We start from the raw sequence: 17,708 nt of genomic DNA, 5'->3' as shown, positions 1-17,708 counted from the left end.
CCTTACGCCAACGCTGCGGGGTACTGGTGCGCAAGTCCTGCTCGTTTAGCCGCTTGCTGGCCATGCACCATGTGCGTATCCAACTCGTCATTGACGAGCACAATCGCCGATACACCACACATGAGACCACCGCTCTGCTGAATGGCTTTTTTGGTTGTAGAGCCGTTTAGCGGCTTCGGTTATAGCTGCTTGCTTGCCGTAGGCGCTGCCAAATAATGAGCGGATACAGAAGCAGGGCGGGCTCGGCGAAATAGCGCCAGCGAAAGCCCACAAAAAACACGAGGCTCAGCAGCCACACGGCCACGAGCGGCGTGAGCAGCAGCAGATCGGGGCGTACCACCCGGAGGCCCCGGTACTGGCCCAGCGTCAGGAGCACGGCGAGGAGGAAGGCCAGGTGCACAGCTCCCGTCACCATGTTGTAGGGCGTACGGGGCGCGTCGGCAATAAAGTTTTCGGGGGCAAAGAACAGCGCCGTTTTGCGCAGCCACAGCCGGGATTCCTGCGCCGGGTGCGCCGCCACCCAGCGGCCAGCCAGGGTAGCGCGGGCCTTGCTTTCCTGGTACTGATTCAGGGAATCGAGGCCGGGAATGTGCGCCCGCACGAACTGGTCGAAAGGGCCGCTGCGCTCGTCCCAGTCGAACATAAAGCGGCCCTGGGTAACGGAATTGTGGCCCTGCAACAGCTCAAACCCCGCTTGATTGCTCAGCGTCCAGGCGCCGAACAGCTGGTGGTTTTTCTGCAGAACAGGCACGTGCGCCATTCCCAGCAGCACGCCCGTTAGCAGCGCCGTTCGCCACGCGCCATTTCTGTTCACTGCCGTTTGCCGCACCTGCAGCACGAGCCACACGGCGAATACGGCCCCGAATACGGCCAGCAGATAGCCGCGCAGCAGGCAGCTAAGCGTGACGCTGGCTGCTAGCAGCAGCGTATCGGGCCACGACAACGGCCGGCCGCTGAGCTGGCGCAGCAGCTTGTACACGACCAGAATCAACAGCGGCAGGGCCAGGTTTTCGTACCACATGTAGGCCCCGATGTAGTATACCACCGACGGAGAAAGTGCCCACAGCAACGCCCCGGCCCAGGCAACAGGCGGCGCGACGCCGAAATAGTGGAGGGTACGCTGCACATACAGTGCACCCAGCAGGTAGGCGGCCACGCTCAGCACAAAGACGAGTAGGGTGAAATAATGCTTGGGCAACCCGGCTTTCTGCCAGCCGATGTACACGAACACCGGGAAGCTGGCGTGGAAGGAATCGGGGCGTAGCACGTGCCGCTCGGGGTCGAGGCTGACGTAGCCCCGGCCGGCGAGGTAGTTGTCGGCAATACGGCCGTTGCGGCGCTCGTCGTAGTTCCACTCCAGACCCGGATTCAGACTCAGCTGCAACACCAGCTTGAGCAGAGCCAGAACCACGACCACGGGCCACACGAAACGGGGAATCGAACGAAGCACGGTGCACAGGTTAGCGTCCGGCGGGCAGCGCACGGACAAGCCAAAGGTTATACTTTAAACCGTACTCTGAAACTTCTGGCCTGTGCCGCCACCAATCAGAGGCGGGCCATGAGCGGGCTGGGTGTTACCTTTCGGGCCCGTAGCGCCCTGGCCTGCCTCACTCCCATCGTCCATCACGTGCGTCGTCCCGGTCCGCCTTTTCTGCCCGACTCCCTGCGCCAGCCCCTGGTACTGGGCTTTTTCGCGCTACTGACGGTGCTGGGCCTCGCGCTGCACCGCGACTATGGCCTGCCCTGGGACGAGCAGCTCGACCGGCTCAACGGCATCATCGGGGTGAAATACGTGGCCCTGCGCGTGGCTCCGGAGCTGGCGCGCCGCCAGGCCAGCTTCGCCCAGATTCCGGACATGCACGACAACGACGATGCCGACCACGGTGTCATTTTCCAGATGCCGCTGGTAGTGCTCGAAAAGCTAACCGGAGCCGAAGACCCGCGCGACGTGTACTTTATGCGCCATCTGGTCACGTTTCTTACGTTCGTGGCCGGCGTGTATGCCTTCTACCGGCTGGCGAAGCAACGGTTTCGCCACTGGCCGCTGGCCCTGCTGGGCTCGGCGCTGCTGGTATTGTCGCCCCGCATGTTCGCGGAGGCGTTCTACAACTACAAGGACCTCGTGTTCCTCGCCTTTTTCACCCTGGGCATCTACACGCTCACGCGGCTGCTGCGGCGGCCATCGGGGCGCACGGCGCTGCTGCATGCCGTAGCCACGGGCCTGGCCATCGACGTACGTACGATGGGGGTGTTGCTGCTGGGCTTCACAGCCATTTTTCTGGGCCTGGAAATGCTCTACCGGCCCGCCCTACGCCGAAGTATGCTGGTGGCCGCAGCTGTTTACCTGCCGGTTACGGCAGCGGTAGTAGTGCTGGGCTGGCCCTATCTATGGGAAAATCCGGTGGCGAACTTCCTGGCGGCCTTTCAAAGCTTTAGCCGCTACCGCTCCGATATGCTGGTGCAGTACTGGGGCCAGCAGCTCTCGGTGCGCGCCCTGCCCTGGCACTACGCCCCGGTGTGGCTGCTGATTACGACGCCCGTTGCCTATACGCTCCTGTTCCTGACCGGCGCAGGCACGCTGGCCTGGGCAGCCGCCCAGCAGCCACGGGCGTGGCTGCGCACCCGAAGCGGCCGGCAGGACTTGTTGTACCTCACCTGGTTTTTTGCGCCGTTGGGAGCCATCATTGTGCTGCATTCGGTGCTGTATGACGGCTGGCGGCACCTGTATTTCATCTACCCAGCTTTTCTGCTCCTGGCCCTGCGCGGGGTAGCAGCGGCTTACCGACTAGTACATTTTCCGACTGCGGGCCGGTGGCTGGGCGCTGGCGTGCTGGGCATGCTGGCCGCCGGGATGCTGCACGCGGCCTACCGCATTGCCCGCGACCATCCCTACCAGAATGTGTACTTCAGCGCCCTGCCCGGGGCCGCCGCCGAGCGGCTTTTCGAGCGCGACTACTGGGGCCTGGCGGGCCGGCGGGGCCTCGAATGGATTCTGGCCTACGACACCAGCGCCCACGTAACAGTGGGCACCGACGCGCGGGTCGGCTTGGTGCTTCACAACAACCGCCTACTTTTGCCTCCTACTGAGCGCGCCCGGCTGGTATTCACCACTGCCAGCCAGGCCCGCTATTTTCTGACCACCTACCGCTGGCATCCGGAGCCTTACCCGGCTGACTACGGGCCGGAGGTCTACTGCATTCGGGTCAACGGGCTTAAGATTTTGTCGGTTTTTCGCCGGCCCTACCGGTAATTTATTCCCTTTCGTTGGTTCCGGCCCGCTCCTTGCGCGGCCCGCGCCAGAAGAAGCACCATTCGTAGTTTTCAACCAGCTGATGTCTTTACTTGAAGTTACCGATGCACGCCGGGCCCGTCAATTTCTGGATATGCCGGTTCGCCTCTACCACGATCATCCGAACTGGATTTCACCACTCGACCACGAAATAGAAGCGGTTTTTGACCCCGCTAAAAATCCCAATTTCCAGCACGGCGAGGCCGTTCGCTGGATTCTGACCAACGATGCGGGCGAAGTGGTGGGCCGGGTAGCCGCGTTTATCAACAACTCGACGCCCCAGCCCGACCCCACGCTGCCCACCGGCGGCATGGGCTTTTTTGAGTGCATCGACGACCAGGCGGCGGCCAACGAGCTATTCACGGCCTGCCACGACTGGCTGGCGCAGCGCGGCATGGCCGCCATGGATGGGCCGATTAACTTCGGGGAACGGGACCGGTTTTGGGGGTTGTTAGTAGCGGGGTTCACTGAGCCCAACTACGGGATGTTCTACCACCCGCCCTACTACCAGCAGCTGTTTGAGAGCTACGGCTTTCAGGTGTATTTCAAACAGTATACCTGCAACCGACAAGTACCGCAGGCCATGCACGAGAACTACCACCGGGCTGCCGAGCGCTACGCCCGGGAAGAGCCGGCTTACTCCTTCCGGCCCGTCGATAAGCGCGACACGGAGGCCATGGCCCGGGATTTTTACCAAGTGTACAGCCAAGCCTGGGCCAACCATTCGGGCATCAGCGACATGACGCTGGACAAGGCCCGGGGCCTGGTGCGACAGATGCAGCCCGTGCTCGACGAGCGCCTGATCTGGTTTGCCTACCACCACGACCAGGCCGTTGCCTTCACCATCAATCTGCCCGATCTGAACCAGGTATTCAAGCGTGTCGGGCGCAAGTTTGGCTTGTGGGCCAAGCTGCGCTTTTTGTGGGAGCAGCGGCAGTTTCAACGCCGTAGTCCCAAGAAAATGTTCGGGGTAATTTTCGGGGTAGTGCCTGACTACCAAGGCAAAGGCGTAGAATCGGCCATGATGGTTCAGGCCCACCAATCCTTTATCGACGCAGGCTACACCGACATCGAGATGAACTGGATTGGCGATTTTAATCCCCGCATGCTGGCCGTGACCCGCGCCGTGGGGGCCCGCATCTACAAGACCCACGTTACCTACCGCAAACTTTTCGACGAAACCCGGCCGTTCGAGCGGTGCCCGATTATCAAATAGCGCACGCCCCCGCGAAATGACAGGCCGGAATGGCTAAGCCTGCTGCCTGAACATGGCATCCAGGGCCAGCACCTGCGGAATCAGCAGGTGCTCATCGTCGTTGCGCAGCACGTAGTCGGCCCGGCTTACCTTTTCTTCCTCGCTCATCTGCTTACCGATGATGGTCAGGATATCCTGGGCCGTGCGGTGCGGGTCGCGGCGTAGTACGCGGGCCTGGCGCACGGCCTGGGGGGCGAAAACGGTAATCATTTTATCGAGCTGCTGATAAGAGCCCGACTCGTAGAGCAGCGCGGCTTCCTTCAGCACGTAGGCGTAGCCGGCGGCCCGCTGGGTGTGGGCCCACTGCGCAAAGTCGTGGCCCACCCGTGGATGCACCAGGCCATTGAGCTGCGCCAGTTTCGCGGGGTCCTGAAAAGCTACCTGCGCCAGATAGATCCGGTTGAGCTGTCCAGTGGCATCAAAAGTTTCGACCCCGAAAGCCTCGCAGAGCTGCGCCCGTAGCGCCAGGTCGTTGGCCATCACCCACTTTGCCCGCGAGTCGGCATCGTATACCGGAGCGCCCAGCACCTGAAATAGCCGGCACGCCATACTCTTTCCCGACCCGATTCCACCCGTAATTCCGATCTGAAGCATGTGGGGAGTTGTAGTGCAGGAAGTAAGCAGGAAGTAAGCAGGAAGTAAGCAGGAATATACTTTCTGCGGTATGGTTGTGTGGACAACGTGGGAGGCCTGCCTTTTCCAGAGGTAGCTCAGCGCCGTGAAACGCGGACCGAGGGCGTCAGTATGCGTACGCCCCGGGCCAGAGTGGGAGTTTGGGACAACACGGGCTGCAGGCTGGAATCGGGGGCATGAAACTGGCCGTAGCTAAGCAGCACCTGCACCTGACTGCGGTCAAGACGGGCCGAATCCTCGGGGAAGCATTGCACCTGCACCTGCACGGTGGCCGGCTGCAATGAGAACTTTTGGCCCTCGGGGAAGCCGCGCAATTCGGGCACCACCCGCAACGGCACCGTGATGAGCGGCCGAGGCTGCAGACGCACCCGCACTTCCTGTACCTGGGCCCGCACCAGCTCCGGCCCGCCGATAGGAACGATCATAGCGCCTTCGCTGCTACCCGCTGGCGCCTGGGGCAAATGCACCGGATACGGACTCGCCAAGCTGTTGACGGTGCGGGCCGGGCCACGAAAGGCAATGCTCTCGGGCGTAAAGATGGCCGCGTAAGGCAGCGCGGAGCCGTCGGCCATGGGACTCAGCGTGAGGGGCAAGCGGCGGGTCACCAGCCGGTCAAATTCTATCCATAGCGTGTCGGCCAGCACGTAGTTGAACTGCAGGCCTTCCATAGCCGTCTGCAGCGCAGGCCGCAACGACTGCCCCATAATAAAGCGCGTGGCCGGCAGCCGGCGCAGACGCACCTCGGCGGGTTTCACATCCAGCAGCAGGTGTTTGCGCAGCAGCTTCCAGCCCCGGCCCGTTACGTTCACGGCTATTTCCGTGGGCAAGGGCTGCACAGGAATGAAGCGCTGCTCGTCGTAGCGCCAGCTTAGGGGGTAGGTGATACGCGTCGTGTAGGTCTTGTTCAGCGCATTGAGCAGCCAGAAAGTGGAGGCAGCCAAAAAACACGCCGTTACCGCCCGCCAATAGCTCCGCTCGTGCCCGAAAAACGGGCTGACAAACCAGCGGGCCAAGCGCAAAGCACGAACGAGCGGCACGGCAAAACGGATTAGGCGTTGGGAGTGGTAGTCGGAGCCGTGGAAGCGGCAGCAGAAGACTTGGCAGCCACCTCGCGGGCAATGGCCGAACGGTCGAATTTGAGGCGCGTGCCTCGGTCTACCTCAATGATAACGGATTCCTCGTGCACATCCACCACTTTGCCGTGCAGGCCGCCGATGGTCACCACGGTAGCGCCCTTCACCAGCGACTCCCGAAACTTCTTGGCCTCGGAGGAGCGGCGCTGCTGCGGTCGGATCATGAAAAAGTAAACCACCACGGCAATCAGTACCGGGAACAAGAGGGAAGTAAGACCTTCGCTCATAGGAGCTTGCAAAAGCAGCGTTGTAAGCATGAGAGTAAGAAAAAGATGCGAAAAGCTATTCGCCTAAAAAAAGCCTGTCATCCTCCGCGAGCGGAGGATGACAGAAGAAATAACAGCCAGAAAGGCGACGGTCGGTTATTGCTTTACCGGACCGTTGGTGGGCTCGGGCAGGATGTTGGCCCGAATAGCAATCTGGGTGATGCTGGGCTGGGTGTTGGCCCGCACGGCTACCTCTTTATTTTGCAGGCCGGTTTTGCCCTGGCTGTTGAACTGCACTTCAATCGTGCCTTTGGCGCCGGGCGCAATCGGGTCCTTGGTCCAGTTGGGGGTGGTGCAGCCGCACGAAGCGGTGGCATTCTCGATCAGCAGCGGCGACTTGCCGGTGTTGGTGAAGGAAAACGTATGCTTTACTACTTCGCCGGGCTTGATGTCGCCGAAGTTGTGCTCGGCCTCGGCAAAGGTCATCACCGGGGCGTTGGGGTTGGGCGCTTCGGTTTCGCTGGCTACGTTGGGGTTGTCAACGGTCGGGTTGGCGACGTCGCTGACGGCGGTAGCGGCGGCGTTCATGCCTTCAGCACCGACTTCGGCGGGTTTGTCGTTGTTGCAGGCCCCGAACAGCAGAGCACCGGAAAGCATCAGAGCAGAAAACAGAGTACGTTTCATAGGGAAGAAGTGCGGTCCTTGTGGGCCGTCGGAGGTCTAAAGGTAAGAGGAAGCAGGAAAAAAATCAGCGCGTCATTCTACGCTTCCTGAAGCATACAATGACGCGCTAAGTTCCCAGCGTTACGCCAGCTTGGCGATGATAGCCTGTGCAAACTCGCTGGTGGTAGCTTTGCCGCCCAGGTCGCCGGTGCACTGCTCCTTATGCTTCAACGTAGCGTCCAGAGCGGTTTCAATGCGGTCGGCCAGCTGGTGCTCGCCCAGGTAGTGCAGCATCATCAGGCCCGAGCGCAGCAGGGCCGTTGGGTTGGCTTTGCCCTGGCCGGCAATGTCCGGAGCCGAGCCGTGCACGGCTTCGAAAATGGCCATATCGTCACCGATGTTAGCGCCCGAGACCACGCCCAAACCGCCCACGAGACCGGCGCAGAGGTCCGAGAGGATGTCGCCAAACAAGTTGGTCGTCACTACCACGTCGAACTGCTCGGGCTTGTTGACGAGCTGCATGCACATGTTGTCGATGATTTTGTCCTCGAACACGATTTGCGGAAACTCAGTGGCGGCTTCTTTGCACGCATCCAGCATCAGCTTGCCGGCCATTTTCAGGATGTTGGCCTTGTGCGCCAGCGTCACCTTCTTGCGGCCGTGCTTGGCGGCGTAGGCAAAGGCAGCGCGGCAGATTTTGCGCGAACCCGCTACCGTGATGCGGTTAAACGAGTCGGCAATGCCCAGGCGCTCGTCGTACACCTCCAGGCCCGAGTACAAGCCTTCCGTGTTTTCGCGGAACAGCACCAGGTTCACCCCCGTGTAGCGCGATTCGATGCCCTCGGTGGTTTTGGCCGGGCGCACGTTTTGGTAGAGGTCGTACTTCTGGCGCAGCGTGATGTTGATGCTGCGGAAACCCTTGCCCACGGGTGTCGTGATGGGGCCTTTGAGGGCCACACGGTTTTTCTCCAGCGAGTCGAGCAGCGACTGCGGAATCAGCTCGCCCGACTGGTCGAAGGTGGTTTGCCCGGCGTTTTGTTCTTCCCACTGCACGGGAACCTGCGCGGCGGCAAAAATATCTTTGACCGCTTGCGTGATTTCGGGCCCGATGCCGTCGCCGGGGATGAGGGTGATGGTATGCATTCTGTGACTATCTATTGGGGAGGTTCTATGGATACTACGCTGATTGCGAACAGCCTGCGCCGGCGCGGCTGGCGCGCGGCCCCTGGTTTTGGCAATTCTGGCGCAAAGGTAACACGGCGGCGGTAGGCCGGTAAAAAAAATATGCTGCCGGGCAGAAGACTAGTTCATCTTCGGCCCGGCAGCATAGTAGAGCATGCGCTTCCTTGTTAGACCGCTTTGCGGGAGTTGATCTGGTTGATGAGCTGATCCACGTCGCCGAGCAGCTGTTCAGCCTTGCTCTTGGCGTCCTGAATCACACGCTGGCCTTCCGACTTGGCGCTGGAGGTCGGGTTGAGGTCGTTGCGGTTGGTCACAAGGCTTTCGGTGAGGTCGGCCAGCACCTCGCGGTACTTCTCGAGCTGGTAGCTGAGCCAGCTACGGGTTTCGCGCCCCTTTTCGGGGGCAAACAGAAGGCCAACAGCGGCGCCGGTGACGGCACCGCCCGCGAAGCACAGAATACCGGTAATGGTTTTGCGACCCATAAAGGAAAGGAGTGGCGAGGTGGGAGAAAGGATGGAAATAGATTGTGTACTACACAACGCACAGCCCCTAGCGCGGGTTGCGCCGGGGTGCTACTGGTTGTCGAGCAGACCCCGGCCCGACTTGCGGATGGCACCGCTGGCGGTCAGGTCCTGGGCCAATTTATCGAGAATACCGTTCACAAACTGCTTGCTCTTGGGCGTGCTATACATTTTGCTGATTTCGATGTACTCGTTGATGGTGACTTTCACCGGAATACCGCGAAACAGGTGCATCTCACACAGGGCCATCTTCAGCAAAATCTTGTCGGTGAGGGCCACGCGCTCCACGTCCCAGTTCTGCACCGACTCGGCAATGAGCTTCTCGTAGTGCTCGTCTTCGGTCAGCGTTTGCTTGTAGAGCGTTTCGGCAAACTCCTTGTCGTCGACCCAGTTGGCGGATAAAGACATCAGCTCCAGGTTGTCGTCGGCGGCTTCGTCGAGCATCTTCAGGGTTTTCACCACCAGGTTTTTCACCACCGAGCGGTTTTCTTCCCAGTTCAGGTCGTCTTCTTCCAGCTGGGCCGGCATCGATTCACCCTTGAACACGAAGGTCTTGTAGAGATACTTCAGCAGCTCCTGGTCGTCGGCGTAGCTGCCAGCCGGGGCCGCCAGGTAGCTCTGAAACTCCGTATCGATCTTGATTTCGGAGCGCCAGGCTTTGCGCAGCGCTTCCATCTCGTCCTGGTCGTTCCACTGGGCCGAGCGCCGAATGGTCAGGTCGAGCAGCTGCTTGTTACCGATCAGCTTCTCGATGGCCTTGTTCTCCTCCAAGCGGGTCGTGTCCAGCGGCGCTTCCTTCGACGGCGTGAAGCGGCGCGCCTCGCGCTGCTTTTCTTCCTCAATCACGCGCAGCAGCATTTCCGGCAGGTTCAGCAAGTGCAGATACTGCTTATGAATGCTTTCGGCCCCGTGCACCATTTGCCCGGCGTAGAAAGTAGCATCCTTGGCCTTTTGCTTCTGGTAGTAGCCGATGGCGTCGGTCACGGCATCGTTCACTTCCCGGTCGTCGATTTTCTCGACTTCGGCACCCGAACCAGCCTTGTGCCACTCCCGGAAAATAGCCTCCGCCAGCTTCTGCTGCCCTTTCAGCAGCTTGCGGTCCTGGGCCTCGGGGGCGTTCAGGTCGGGGGCAAAGGCATCCGCAATGCGGTCATTGGCCAGCATAAAATCGGACCCGACGGCTTGGTGATAAGCGTACAGGGCCTGCATAACCTTAATGCGGAGCGTGCGGCGATTGAGCATTTTGTTGAGAAATTGAGGCAAAAAGAACGTCATGCTGAGCGAAGCGAAGCATCTCGTGTGCACTAGTGACTCAGAGTACTCTGGCGACTTCAGCACGCGAGATGTCTCACGTTGTTCGATTATGACGTTCTCATCCTCAAAGGATTAATAAGTTGATTTGACTTTGCCGAGTGAAGCAATGCGCTCCTCGGCCTGCCGGATGGCAGCTTTCTGGGGGTGACTTCCCTCCTGCTCAGCTTTTTCAAGCACCTGCGTGGTGAAGTCGAAGATTTTTTCGGTTTGGGTTAGCGCGGCCTGACGGCTGGAGCCCACCACTTCGGAATATACATTAATCAGACCACCGGCGTTGATCAAAAAGTCGGGAGCGTACACGATGCCGCGCTCTACCAGCGCCGGGCCGTGCACGTTCTCGTCCTGCAGCTGGTTGTTGGCGCAGCCCGCAATGACGCGGCATTTCAGGCGGCCGATGGTGTTGTCGTTGATGGTGGCACCCAGCGCACACGGCGAGTAGATGTCCATTTCCTGGTCGTAGATTTCATCGAGGCCGACGGCTACGGCCCCAAAACGGGCGGCGGCTTCCAGGGCGCGGTCTTCGTAGTAGTCGGTCAGGATGAGTTTGGCACCTTCCTTCTGCAGATACTCCATCAGGTAGGTGCCCACGTGGCCCACGCCCTGCACGGCAATGCGCTTACCGGCGAGGCTTTCGGAGCCGAACGCCTTTTTGGCGGCGGCCTTCATGCCCATGTAGGTGCCGTAGGCCGTCACCGGCGACGGGTCGCCGGAGCCGCCCATGCTTTCGGGCAGGCCCGCTACGTGCTTGGTTTCCATCCGGATGTATTCCATGTCCTTGGTGGTCATGTTCACATCTTCGGCCGTGATGTACTTGCCGTTCAGGTTTTTCACGAAGCGGCCGAACTTGCGCAGCAGGGCTTCCGTTTTCAGAGTTTTGGCGTCGCCGATGATGACGGCTTTGCCCCCACCCAGGTTCAGTCCCGAAATGGCCGCCTTGTAGGTCATGCCGCGCGAGAGGCGCAGCACATCGTTCAGGGCTTCGGCATCGGAGGCGTAGTGCCACATGCGCGTACCACCCAGAGCCGGCCCCAGCACCGTGTTGTGGATGCCGATGATGGCCCGCAACCCGGTTTCGTGGTCGTGGCAGAATACGACTTGCTCATGCTGATGCTCGGCAATCTGACCGAAGACCGACGTATCGGTCAGCGTTTGGATTTCAACCATTAGAGAAAACTGAAAAAAAGGGTGGGAAGTTGGGTGGGGTCGGGTGTTGTATCTTTGAACGGCCAGACACGTAGCCTGGTCAATCCGGGTGCAAAAGTACCCATTTTTTCCAAGCCGGCCATTGGTCGCGCTTCGGTAATGGCCAATAGTCACGGCTTCTTAACACGCTCCAACTCCCGTACCTGTGCGCGCTTTATCCGCTACCAATAAGTATCTGTACCACTATAAATGGCATTTCCTGGGTGGCGTTCTGTTCGTGGCACTATCCACGCTGCTAGCCATTTTTCCGGCCCAGATTGTGCGCTACGCCTTCGATCTGGTGGGCGAAGGAATCGACTTATACCACCTTTTTGCCGGCACCCGGGCCCAGAGCGGCGTCTACGAGCTGTTTGGGCGCAACGTGCTGCTCTACGGCCTGCTCATCGTGCTGATGGCCCTGCTGCGCGGCATCTTTCTGTTTTTTATGCGCCAGACGCTTATCGTGATGAGCCGGCTGGTGGAAAACGACCAGAAAAACGAGATTTTCCAGCACTACCAGTCCCTGCCGCTAAGCTTTTACCGCCGCCACAACACCGGGGATTTGATGTCGCGCATCTCGGAAGACGTAGGCCGGGTGCGCATGTACATGGGGCCGGCGCTGATGTACTTTATGCAGCTCGTAATTCTGTTTTTGCTCATCATTCCGCTCATGCTGCTGGTGAACGTGAAGCTGACCTTGTACACGCTGATTCCGCTACCGATTCTGTCGGTGAGCATCTACTACGTCAACAACCTGATTGAGCGCAAGTCGGACGAGATTCAACGCTCCCTGGCGGCCATGACGACCTTCGTGCAGGAGTCGTTTTCGGGTATTCGGGTACTCAAGTCATTTGTGCGCGAAGACGACTCGCACCAGCAGTTTATCAAAGCCAGCGACACCTACAAGGAGAAATCCCTGAGCCTGAACTTCGTCAACTCCCTGTTTTTCCCGCTGATTCTGTTCCTGATTGGCATCAGCACCATCGTCACGGTGTGGGTGGGCGGCCAGGAAGTTATCCGGGGCACCATCACAACGGGCAGCATCGCCGAGTTTCTGATTTATGTGAACCTGCTGACCTGGCCCGTCACGGCCCTGGGCTGGACCAGCTCGCTGGTGCAGCGCGCCGAGGCTTCGCAGGCCCGCATCAACGAGTTCATGGACCAGAAAACCGACATCGTGTCGCGCCAGAATATCGAGCAGGAAATCGAGGGCGACATCGTTTTCGACCAGGTTTCTTTTACCTATCCCGACACCGGCATTCAGGCTCTGCGCAACGTGTCGTTCCGCATCCGGCCGGGCCAGACGCTGGCCGTTATTGGCAATACCGGCTCGGGCAAAAGCACTATTGCCGCCCTGCTCTGCCGTCTCTACGATGTCACGGCCGGTAGCATTGCCGTCGATACTATCGATGTGCGCGACTTCTCGCTCAACTCCCTGCGCGAGCAAATCGGCTACGTGCCTCAGGATGTTTTTCTGTTCTCGGATAGTATCCGCAACAACATCAACTTCGGCCTCGACCACCCCACCGAGGAGCGGATGCAGCAAGCCGCCCACGATGCCAACGTATACGACAATATCATCCGCTTCCCCGAAGGCTTCGACACCAAGCTTGGCGAGCGGGGCATCACGCTTTCCGGCGGCCAGAAGCAGCGCGTCAGCATAGCGCGGGCGCTGGTGAAAGAGCCGAAAATCCTGATCCTCGACGACTCCCTATCGGCAGTGGACACGAACACGGAGAATGCCATTCTGAACAGCCTGCAGCGCATCATGCACAACCGCACCAGCCTCATCATCTCCCACCGGGTGAGCTCGGTGAAGCTGGCCGACGAGATTCTGGTGCTTGATGATGGCGTAATCGTGCAGCACGGCACCCACGAGGCGCTAATGGCGGAAGAAAACGGGCTGTACCGGGCGCTCTATGAGCGGCAGCTTCAGAGCGAGGAGGCGTAGCAACAAACAGTTCGTATCAACAGCCGAAAGCAGCTCCAGCTGGTCTGGAGCTGCTTTCGGCTGTTGTGTGAAGCACGAAACGCCTTACGGGGCAGTGGGTGGCGGCAGGCGCAGCTCCAGCACCTGAATGGTACCCACGCGGGCAATACGCTTGCCCACGTACGGAGCCAGGCGGGGCTGGGTGAGCAAGGTGCTGTCGCTGAGGTAGAGGTAGCGGGCCCCACGGGCAATGCAGGCCGCCACGTAGGGTTGGCCTTCGGGGGTAGGATAGTCTAGCTGCTCGGCCACGTCGAGGCCGAAGCCTTTTTTGTGCAGAAAGTAGAAGAACTTACACCCCGATTCATCCGGCCCCACCAGGCACAGCGCATCATTGGGCACGGCGTTTTCCAGCACGGTGCGCGTGGCCGGATAATACAGCTCGGCTGGTACATCCTTCGGCCCCTTCGCCCAACGCGGTACCACGCGCAAGCACGCCCACACAGGCTGGGCCACCAATAGCAGCGCCAACAGCCAATGCCAGCGGTGCAGGCGGCGCAGCCACTCGCTACCCACGGCAGCCAGCAGCAGCAGTACCGGCAGCAGCGGCAGCATATAGTAGGTGTGGCCTTCCATTTGGTGCAGTTCCAGCACGTAGTATATAGCCAGGCCAATGGACCACACCACCACTGGCCAAAACCACTCGTGGCGGCGACTAGGACGGCGCAACACATACACGCCCCCCAGCAGCAGCAAGCCGGTGCTGCCGTAGCCCAGCAGCAGCTCGGGCCAATCCGACAGTAAGTTGTGCCACACAATAGCGGCTCCTTTGGCGAAGCTTTCGGCGGGGCGTACTTCAATCACGAAATCCCGCAGCCCTGAAACCTCTATCAGGTTGCGGGCATAGGCATACCACGCCAGAGGAATTCCGCAGCCCTGAAACCTCTATCAGGTTGCGGGCATAGGCATACCACGCCAGAGGAATTCCGACTGAGGCAAGTGCGAAAAAAGCCAGCGGCCCCGCATCGCGCCGCCAGCCAAGCTGCCGCCGCTGGATATCCTGTAGCAGCAATACGGCAATAGGAAAGCCGATCAGCAGGAACTGCAGCTTCGTTAGGCCAGCTAGAGCCGTGAGTACCAGGCTCAGCCAGAAATGCCCGGCCCGACGGTGCTCCCGCCAGCGCAGGAAATACCACAGCCCGCCCAGCGAAGCGCTTGACGCCAGCACGTCGGGCAGGGCATTGATGCTATGGTAGTAGATTTCCGGACTCCAGGCAAGCCCCCAGGCGGCTACCGCGCCCATCCAAACCGAGCCGGTGATGCGGCGAATCAGGCAGTAGCCAAAGAACAAACCCGCCACAGAAATCAGCCAGCTGATGATGCGGGGCAACGTTTCGTGGAAGCCAAAGACCTGGTACGCCACGGCCACCGACCATTCATAGGAAGGAAACTGCATGCCCGTCACGCCGTCCGAGTCGTTCCGACGGTCGATGCGCGGACGCAGGATGTTCATATCCTCTTCGTAGAAATTGCGGGCTACGGCCAACGTATTGCACTGTCGCCAGGTGTGGGGGCCAATGGGCGGCATAGCAAAAAATGGCGCGTGCAAGACCAGATTCAGCCCAATAAGCATCGGCCAGAACCAGCGGGGCAATGTTGACCAATTCGTAAACAGCTTCGCCATTCTCACCTTAAAAAGTAGACAGGAGCATAAAACTACTGGTTTGGACTTCAATATGTACCTCTGTCCTGTTGTCGCGCCCTACAATACAAAAGGGGATTCGTGCCCGAATCCCCTTTTGTAGTACTATGCTTCAAGTCGACTAGGTTACTCCTTGACGAATTTTTGGTGGTAGGTGCGCTGGGCGTCCGTGACGCTCACCACGTAGATGCCCGGGGCCAGATCGGCCACGTCCACTTGGCCGTTGCCCAGGTAGCGCGCACTCATGACGCTGCCGCGCACGTCCGTCACTTTCACCGTAGCCAGCTTGTCAACGCCCGTCAGGCTCACCGAGAGCACCGTGCGCGCCGGGTTGGGGTAGAGCGTCAGCACCCGCTGCGTAGCCTTAGCGGAGGCGTCCGTGGCCAACACCGTGCTGCCGGGTTGGGTCAGGTCGTCGCCGTAGCCAGGTACTGTATATCGTTGCGAGCAGGACTACCCACTGATCATCTTAGCTGCCAACTGTCCGGTTCTGGCCCCCATGGCTATGCCCATACCATTGCAGCGCAGCGCCCCAACAACCCCGGGTGCCAGCAGCCTGACAATTGGAGCCAACTCTGCCCCAAAAGCCATAGTGCCGCTCCAGCGGTAGTCAATCCGAAGGTTGCTACCGGGCCGGATGACTTCGGTCAGCAGCTTTTCCAGTGTGCGCTGCACCACATCCGTCAGGCCGGGTTCGGTGGTAGTTTCGGCATCAAAGTCCAGGTTACGGCCGCCGCCCAGCAGGATGCGGTTGTCGACCTGCCGGAAGTAATAATAGCCTTTGTCGTAGTGAAAGGTGCCGGGCAAGTTCAGGCCTTCGATAGGCTCGGTAACCAGTACCTGCCCACGACCGGGCACCACATCCAGCTCCGGAAAAAACTGCCGGCTGAAGGCATTGGTCGCCAGTACCACCTGGCCCGCCTCTAGCTGCGCCAGCGGTGTGTGCAGACGCACACTCACCGGGCCGGGCTCCAGCTGCGTCACGGGGCAGCCGTGCAGCACCAAGATGTCGTCGTGCCAGGCTCTTTTGAGCAGTGCGTGCATCATCTTCCCGGTGTGCAATGCGCCTTCGGCCGTATTCTCGAGCATCGTTTCGACCCCGGCAAACCCGGTAGCGGGCAGCCGCGAGGTAGCATCACGAAACACTACCGGCACACCAACAACCGGTGCCAGCAGCTCGTTGAAATATGCAATATGCTCCCGGCAGGTAGCGGCCAGCTCTGCATCAGCGGCCTGGAATAGCTCGTAGCCGCCCACGGGCTGGTAGTGCAAGGCCTCGTCGCCGACCAGTTCGCGCAGCAGCGCCAAGCCTTCCCAGCGCGCCCGCACCACTTCCAGCAAGGCAGCCGTACCGCCTTTTTTTTGCTGTTCGAGCAGTTCGGAGATGCTGCCAAAGCAAGCAAACCCGGCGTTCTTGGTGCTGGCACCATTGGGCAGCATGTCGCGCTCCAGCACGGCTATTCGGGCCTGGGGCCAGCGGCGCTTGGTATATATAGCCGCCGTGAGCCCCACGATACCCGCACCTATCACCACCACATCGAAGCCCTGCAAAAAGCTTCGGTGCTCCCAGTAAGAAAAAGAAGGCTTGCTCATACGGCAACGATGGTGTGAATTGGCACAAAACGAACTATTGGCCGCTCCAACGAGAGCCGCTCAACTGCCCAGCGACCCACAAGAAAGCCCTTGCGAACAGGATTCGCAAGGGCTCAGATATTAGACGACGGGGTTTGAAATTCTATTGTCCCACCATCACCCGGCGCATGCCGGTGCGTGCGCCGGAAGTACACTGCACGATGTAGTAGCCGGCCGGCAGCTGGCTTACGTCCAGCGTGGTGGGTTCGTCGCCCGCCAGCAGGTCGCGCGTGATGACGGGACGGCCCGTGGCGTCGTTTACTTCCACCCGGGTGGGGCCGGTGGCATTGGTGCGCACCACGAGTCGCTTGGTCACTGGGTTGGTGTCCACGCGCACTTTTATAGCATCTGTCGAGGGTGCTACCGTTTCCATTTTGCTGGTAATCAGCTCGGGCGGCGCGGGTTTTTCGGCAGCCGCTACCGCCGCCACTACGGGCTTGGCCACTGCCGCCGGCTTCACGCTGGCCTTGGGCGCAGGCGTGGCGGCTTTGCCGGGGGCTTTGCCCGCAGCAGGCTTCGTTTGGGCCCAGGCGGTACCCGTAAGCAACAGCATCCCTATTCCGAAGCCGAGGGCTACAACAACCTTTTTCATACCCCTCCCAAACGTAGTTGTCGACATTTCATTATGCGTGTAAAGGTAAAAACATGCGCCGCTTCCTGGCGCGTCCTCTGCATTCGGCTCCACTATAGTACTCATACTCAGAGCATCATTCCAAACTATAGCGTCCAATGATTGAAATACCGGGACTCTCCATTGATGGCTAGCCGCGTGCGTGCAAACGCTGTGCCCAACCTCATCCACTACTCACCGCTGCTGTAACTACGCCGCACGGCGGTGGTTTTCACCTATGCCTAAAGCGCCTTACGCTCAATGGGCTATAGTAGACCGGTGTAAGCTTCCCCGTCAGGTAGGCCAGTGAAAAGTAGAGGTCAGGCGGCTTGTGACCTCCTCCCAATTGCTGGACCGGCCTGAAGTAGAGAATCAGGCGGTTTGAAGCTCGACAGTACTGGCGGCTGCCATGACCTGATCGGGCGTTAAATTCTGCAGCGAGCTGTGGGGTCGGAAACC

17 protein-coding genes are annotated in these 17,708 nt (G+C 60.0%); 3 read left to right on the top strand and 14 right to left on the bottom strand.

What is annotated here, in order from left to right; genetic code table 11:
* Positions 1-166: 166 nt before the first annotated feature.
* A complete protein-coding gene (locus tag E5J99_RS19745; protein ID WP_135499537.1) occupies positions 167-1,450 on the bottom strand; it encodes a hypothetical protein in 1,284 nt (427 codons plus the stop codon).
* A gap of 177 nt (positions 1,451-1,627) precedes the next feature.
* Here E5J99_RS19745 and E5J99_RS19740 point away from each other — a divergent pair, with 177 nt between their 5' ends.
* Positions 1,628-3,250: an ArnT family glycosyltransferase gene (locus tag E5J99_RS19740; RefSeq protein WP_210114494.1), complete on the top strand. Its 1,623-nt coding sequence runs from the start codon at positions 1,628-1,630 to the stop codon at positions 3,248-3,250.
* Positions 3,251-3,332: 82 nt separating this feature from the next.
* Positions 3,333-4,505 (top strand): hypothetical protein, encoded by a 1,173-nt coding sequence (locus E5J99_RS19735; RefSeq protein ID WP_135499535.1) that lies wholly within the window; start codon positions 3,333-3,335, stop codon positions 4,503-4,505.
* Between the two features lie 33 nt (positions 4,506-4,538).
* Here E5J99_RS19735 and coaE read toward each other — a convergent pair whose 3' ends face one another.
* The 8 genes from coaE to E5J99_RS19695 form a co-directional block, all read right to left on the bottom strand.
* Complete coding sequence (gene coaE / locus E5J99_RS19730; protein WP_135499534.1) at positions 4,539-5,138, bottom strand: dephospho-CoA kinase; 600 nt, start codon at positions 5,136-5,138, stop codon at positions 4,539-4,541.
* Positions 5,139-5,254: 116 nt separating this feature from the next.
* Positions 5,255-6,214 carry a YbbR-like domain-containing protein gene (locus E5J99_RS19725; RefSeq protein WP_135499533.1) on the bottom strand — a complete coding sequence of 320 codons (960 nt, stop codon included), beginning with the start codon at positions 6,212-6,214 and terminating at the stop codon, positions 5,255-5,257.
* Positions 6,215-6,225: 11 nt separating this feature from the next.
* Positions 6,226-6,537, bottom strand: coding sequence for a preprotein translocase subunit YajC (gene yajC / locus E5J99_RS19720; protein ID WP_245319135.1), 312 nt, complete (start codon positions 6,535-6,537; stop codon positions 6,226-6,228).
* 135 nt (positions 6,538-6,672) lie between these two features.
* Positions 6,673-7,200: a DUF1573 domain-containing protein gene (locus E5J99_RS19715; protein ID WP_135499531.1), complete on the bottom strand. Its 528-nt coding sequence runs from the start codon at positions 7,198-7,200 to the stop codon at positions 6,673-6,675.
* Positions 7,201-7,320: 120 nt separating this feature from the next.
* On the bottom strand, positions 7,321-8,322 hold the full coding sequence (locus E5J99_RS19710; RefSeq protein ID WP_135499530.1) for an isocitrate/isopropylmalate dehydrogenase family protein: 1,002 nt from the start codon (positions 8,320-8,322) through the stop codon (positions 7,321-7,323).
* Positions 8,323-8,528: 206 nt separating this feature from the next.
* A complete protein-coding gene (locus E5J99_RS19705) occupies positions 8,529-8,843 on the bottom strand; it encodes a YtxH domain-containing protein (protein WP_135499529.1) in 315 nt (104 codons plus the stop codon).
* Between the two features lie 90 nt (positions 8,844-8,933).
* A complete protein-coding gene (gene nusB, locus E5J99_RS19700; RefSeq protein ID WP_135499528.1) occupies positions 8,934-10,124 on the bottom strand; it encodes a transcription antitermination factor NusB in 1,191 nt (396 codons plus the stop codon).
* A gap of 144 nt (positions 10,125-10,268) precedes the next feature.
* Positions 10,269-11,360 (bottom strand): Glu/Leu/Phe/Val dehydrogenase dimerization domain-containing protein, encoded by a 1,092-nt coding sequence (locus tag E5J99_RS19695; RefSeq protein ID WP_135499527.1) that lies wholly within the window; start codon positions 11,358-11,360, stop codon positions 10,269-10,271.
* Positions 11,361-11,544: 184 nt separating this feature from the next.
* On the opposite strand from E5J99_RS19695, the gene E5J99_RS19690 reads away from it, so the two are divergent.
* On the top strand, positions 11,545-13,329 hold the full coding sequence (locus E5J99_RS19690; RefSeq protein ID WP_135499526.1) for an ABC transporter ATP-binding protein: 1,785 nt from the start codon (positions 11,545-11,547) through the stop codon (positions 13,327-13,329).
* Between the two features lie 84 nt (positions 13,330-13,413).
* On the opposite strand, the gene E5J99_RS19685 is transcribed toward E5J99_RS19690, so the two are convergent.
* The 5 genes from E5J99_RS19685 to E5J99_RS19665 all read right to left on the bottom strand — a co-directional run bounded on the left by E5J99_RS19685 (position 13,414) and on the right by E5J99_RS19665 (position 17,231).
* Positions 13,414-14,169 carry a hypothetical protein gene (locus tag E5J99_RS19685; RefSeq protein ID WP_135499525.1) on the bottom strand — a complete coding sequence of 252 codons (756 nt, stop codon included), beginning with the start codon at positions 14,167-14,169 and terminating at the stop codon, positions 13,414-13,416.
* Entirely contained in the window at positions 14,162-14,893 is a 732-nt protein-coding gene (locus E5J99_RS19680) for an ArnT family glycosyltransferase (RefSeq protein WP_167852248.1), read from the bottom strand. Before E5J99_RS19680 ends, E5J99_RS19685 begins: the two co-directional genes overlap by 8 nt.
* A 240-nt stretch (positions 14,894-15,133) precedes the next feature.
* Positions 15,134-15,397: a T9SS type A sorting domain-containing protein gene (locus E5J99_RS19675; RefSeq protein ID WP_167852247.1), complete on the bottom strand. Its 264-nt coding sequence runs from the start codon at positions 15,395-15,397 to the stop codon at positions 15,134-15,136.
* A gap of 63 nt (positions 15,398-15,460) precedes the next feature.
* A complete protein-coding gene (locus E5J99_RS19670; RefSeq protein ID WP_135499522.1) occupies positions 15,461-16,600 on the bottom strand; it encodes an NAD(P)/FAD-dependent oxidoreductase in 1,140 nt (379 codons plus the stop codon).
* A 142-nt stretch (positions 16,601-16,742) separates the two neighbouring features.
* Positions 16,743-17,231: a T9SS type A sorting domain-containing protein gene (locus tag E5J99_RS19665; protein ID WP_135499521.1), complete on the bottom strand. Its 489-nt coding sequence runs from the start codon at positions 17,229-17,231 to the stop codon at positions 16,743-16,745.
* Positions 17,232-17,708: the final 477 nt, after the last annotated feature.

The organism is Hymenobacter elongatus (assembly GCF_004745955.1).
Taxonomy (GTDB): domain Bacteria; phylum Bacteroidota; class Bacteroidia; order Cytophagales; family Hymenobacteraceae; genus Hymenobacter; species Hymenobacter elongatus.
The sequence above is the reverse complement of the archived record's forward strand: the minus strand, read 5'-3'. Positions and strand labels throughout refer to the sequence as shown.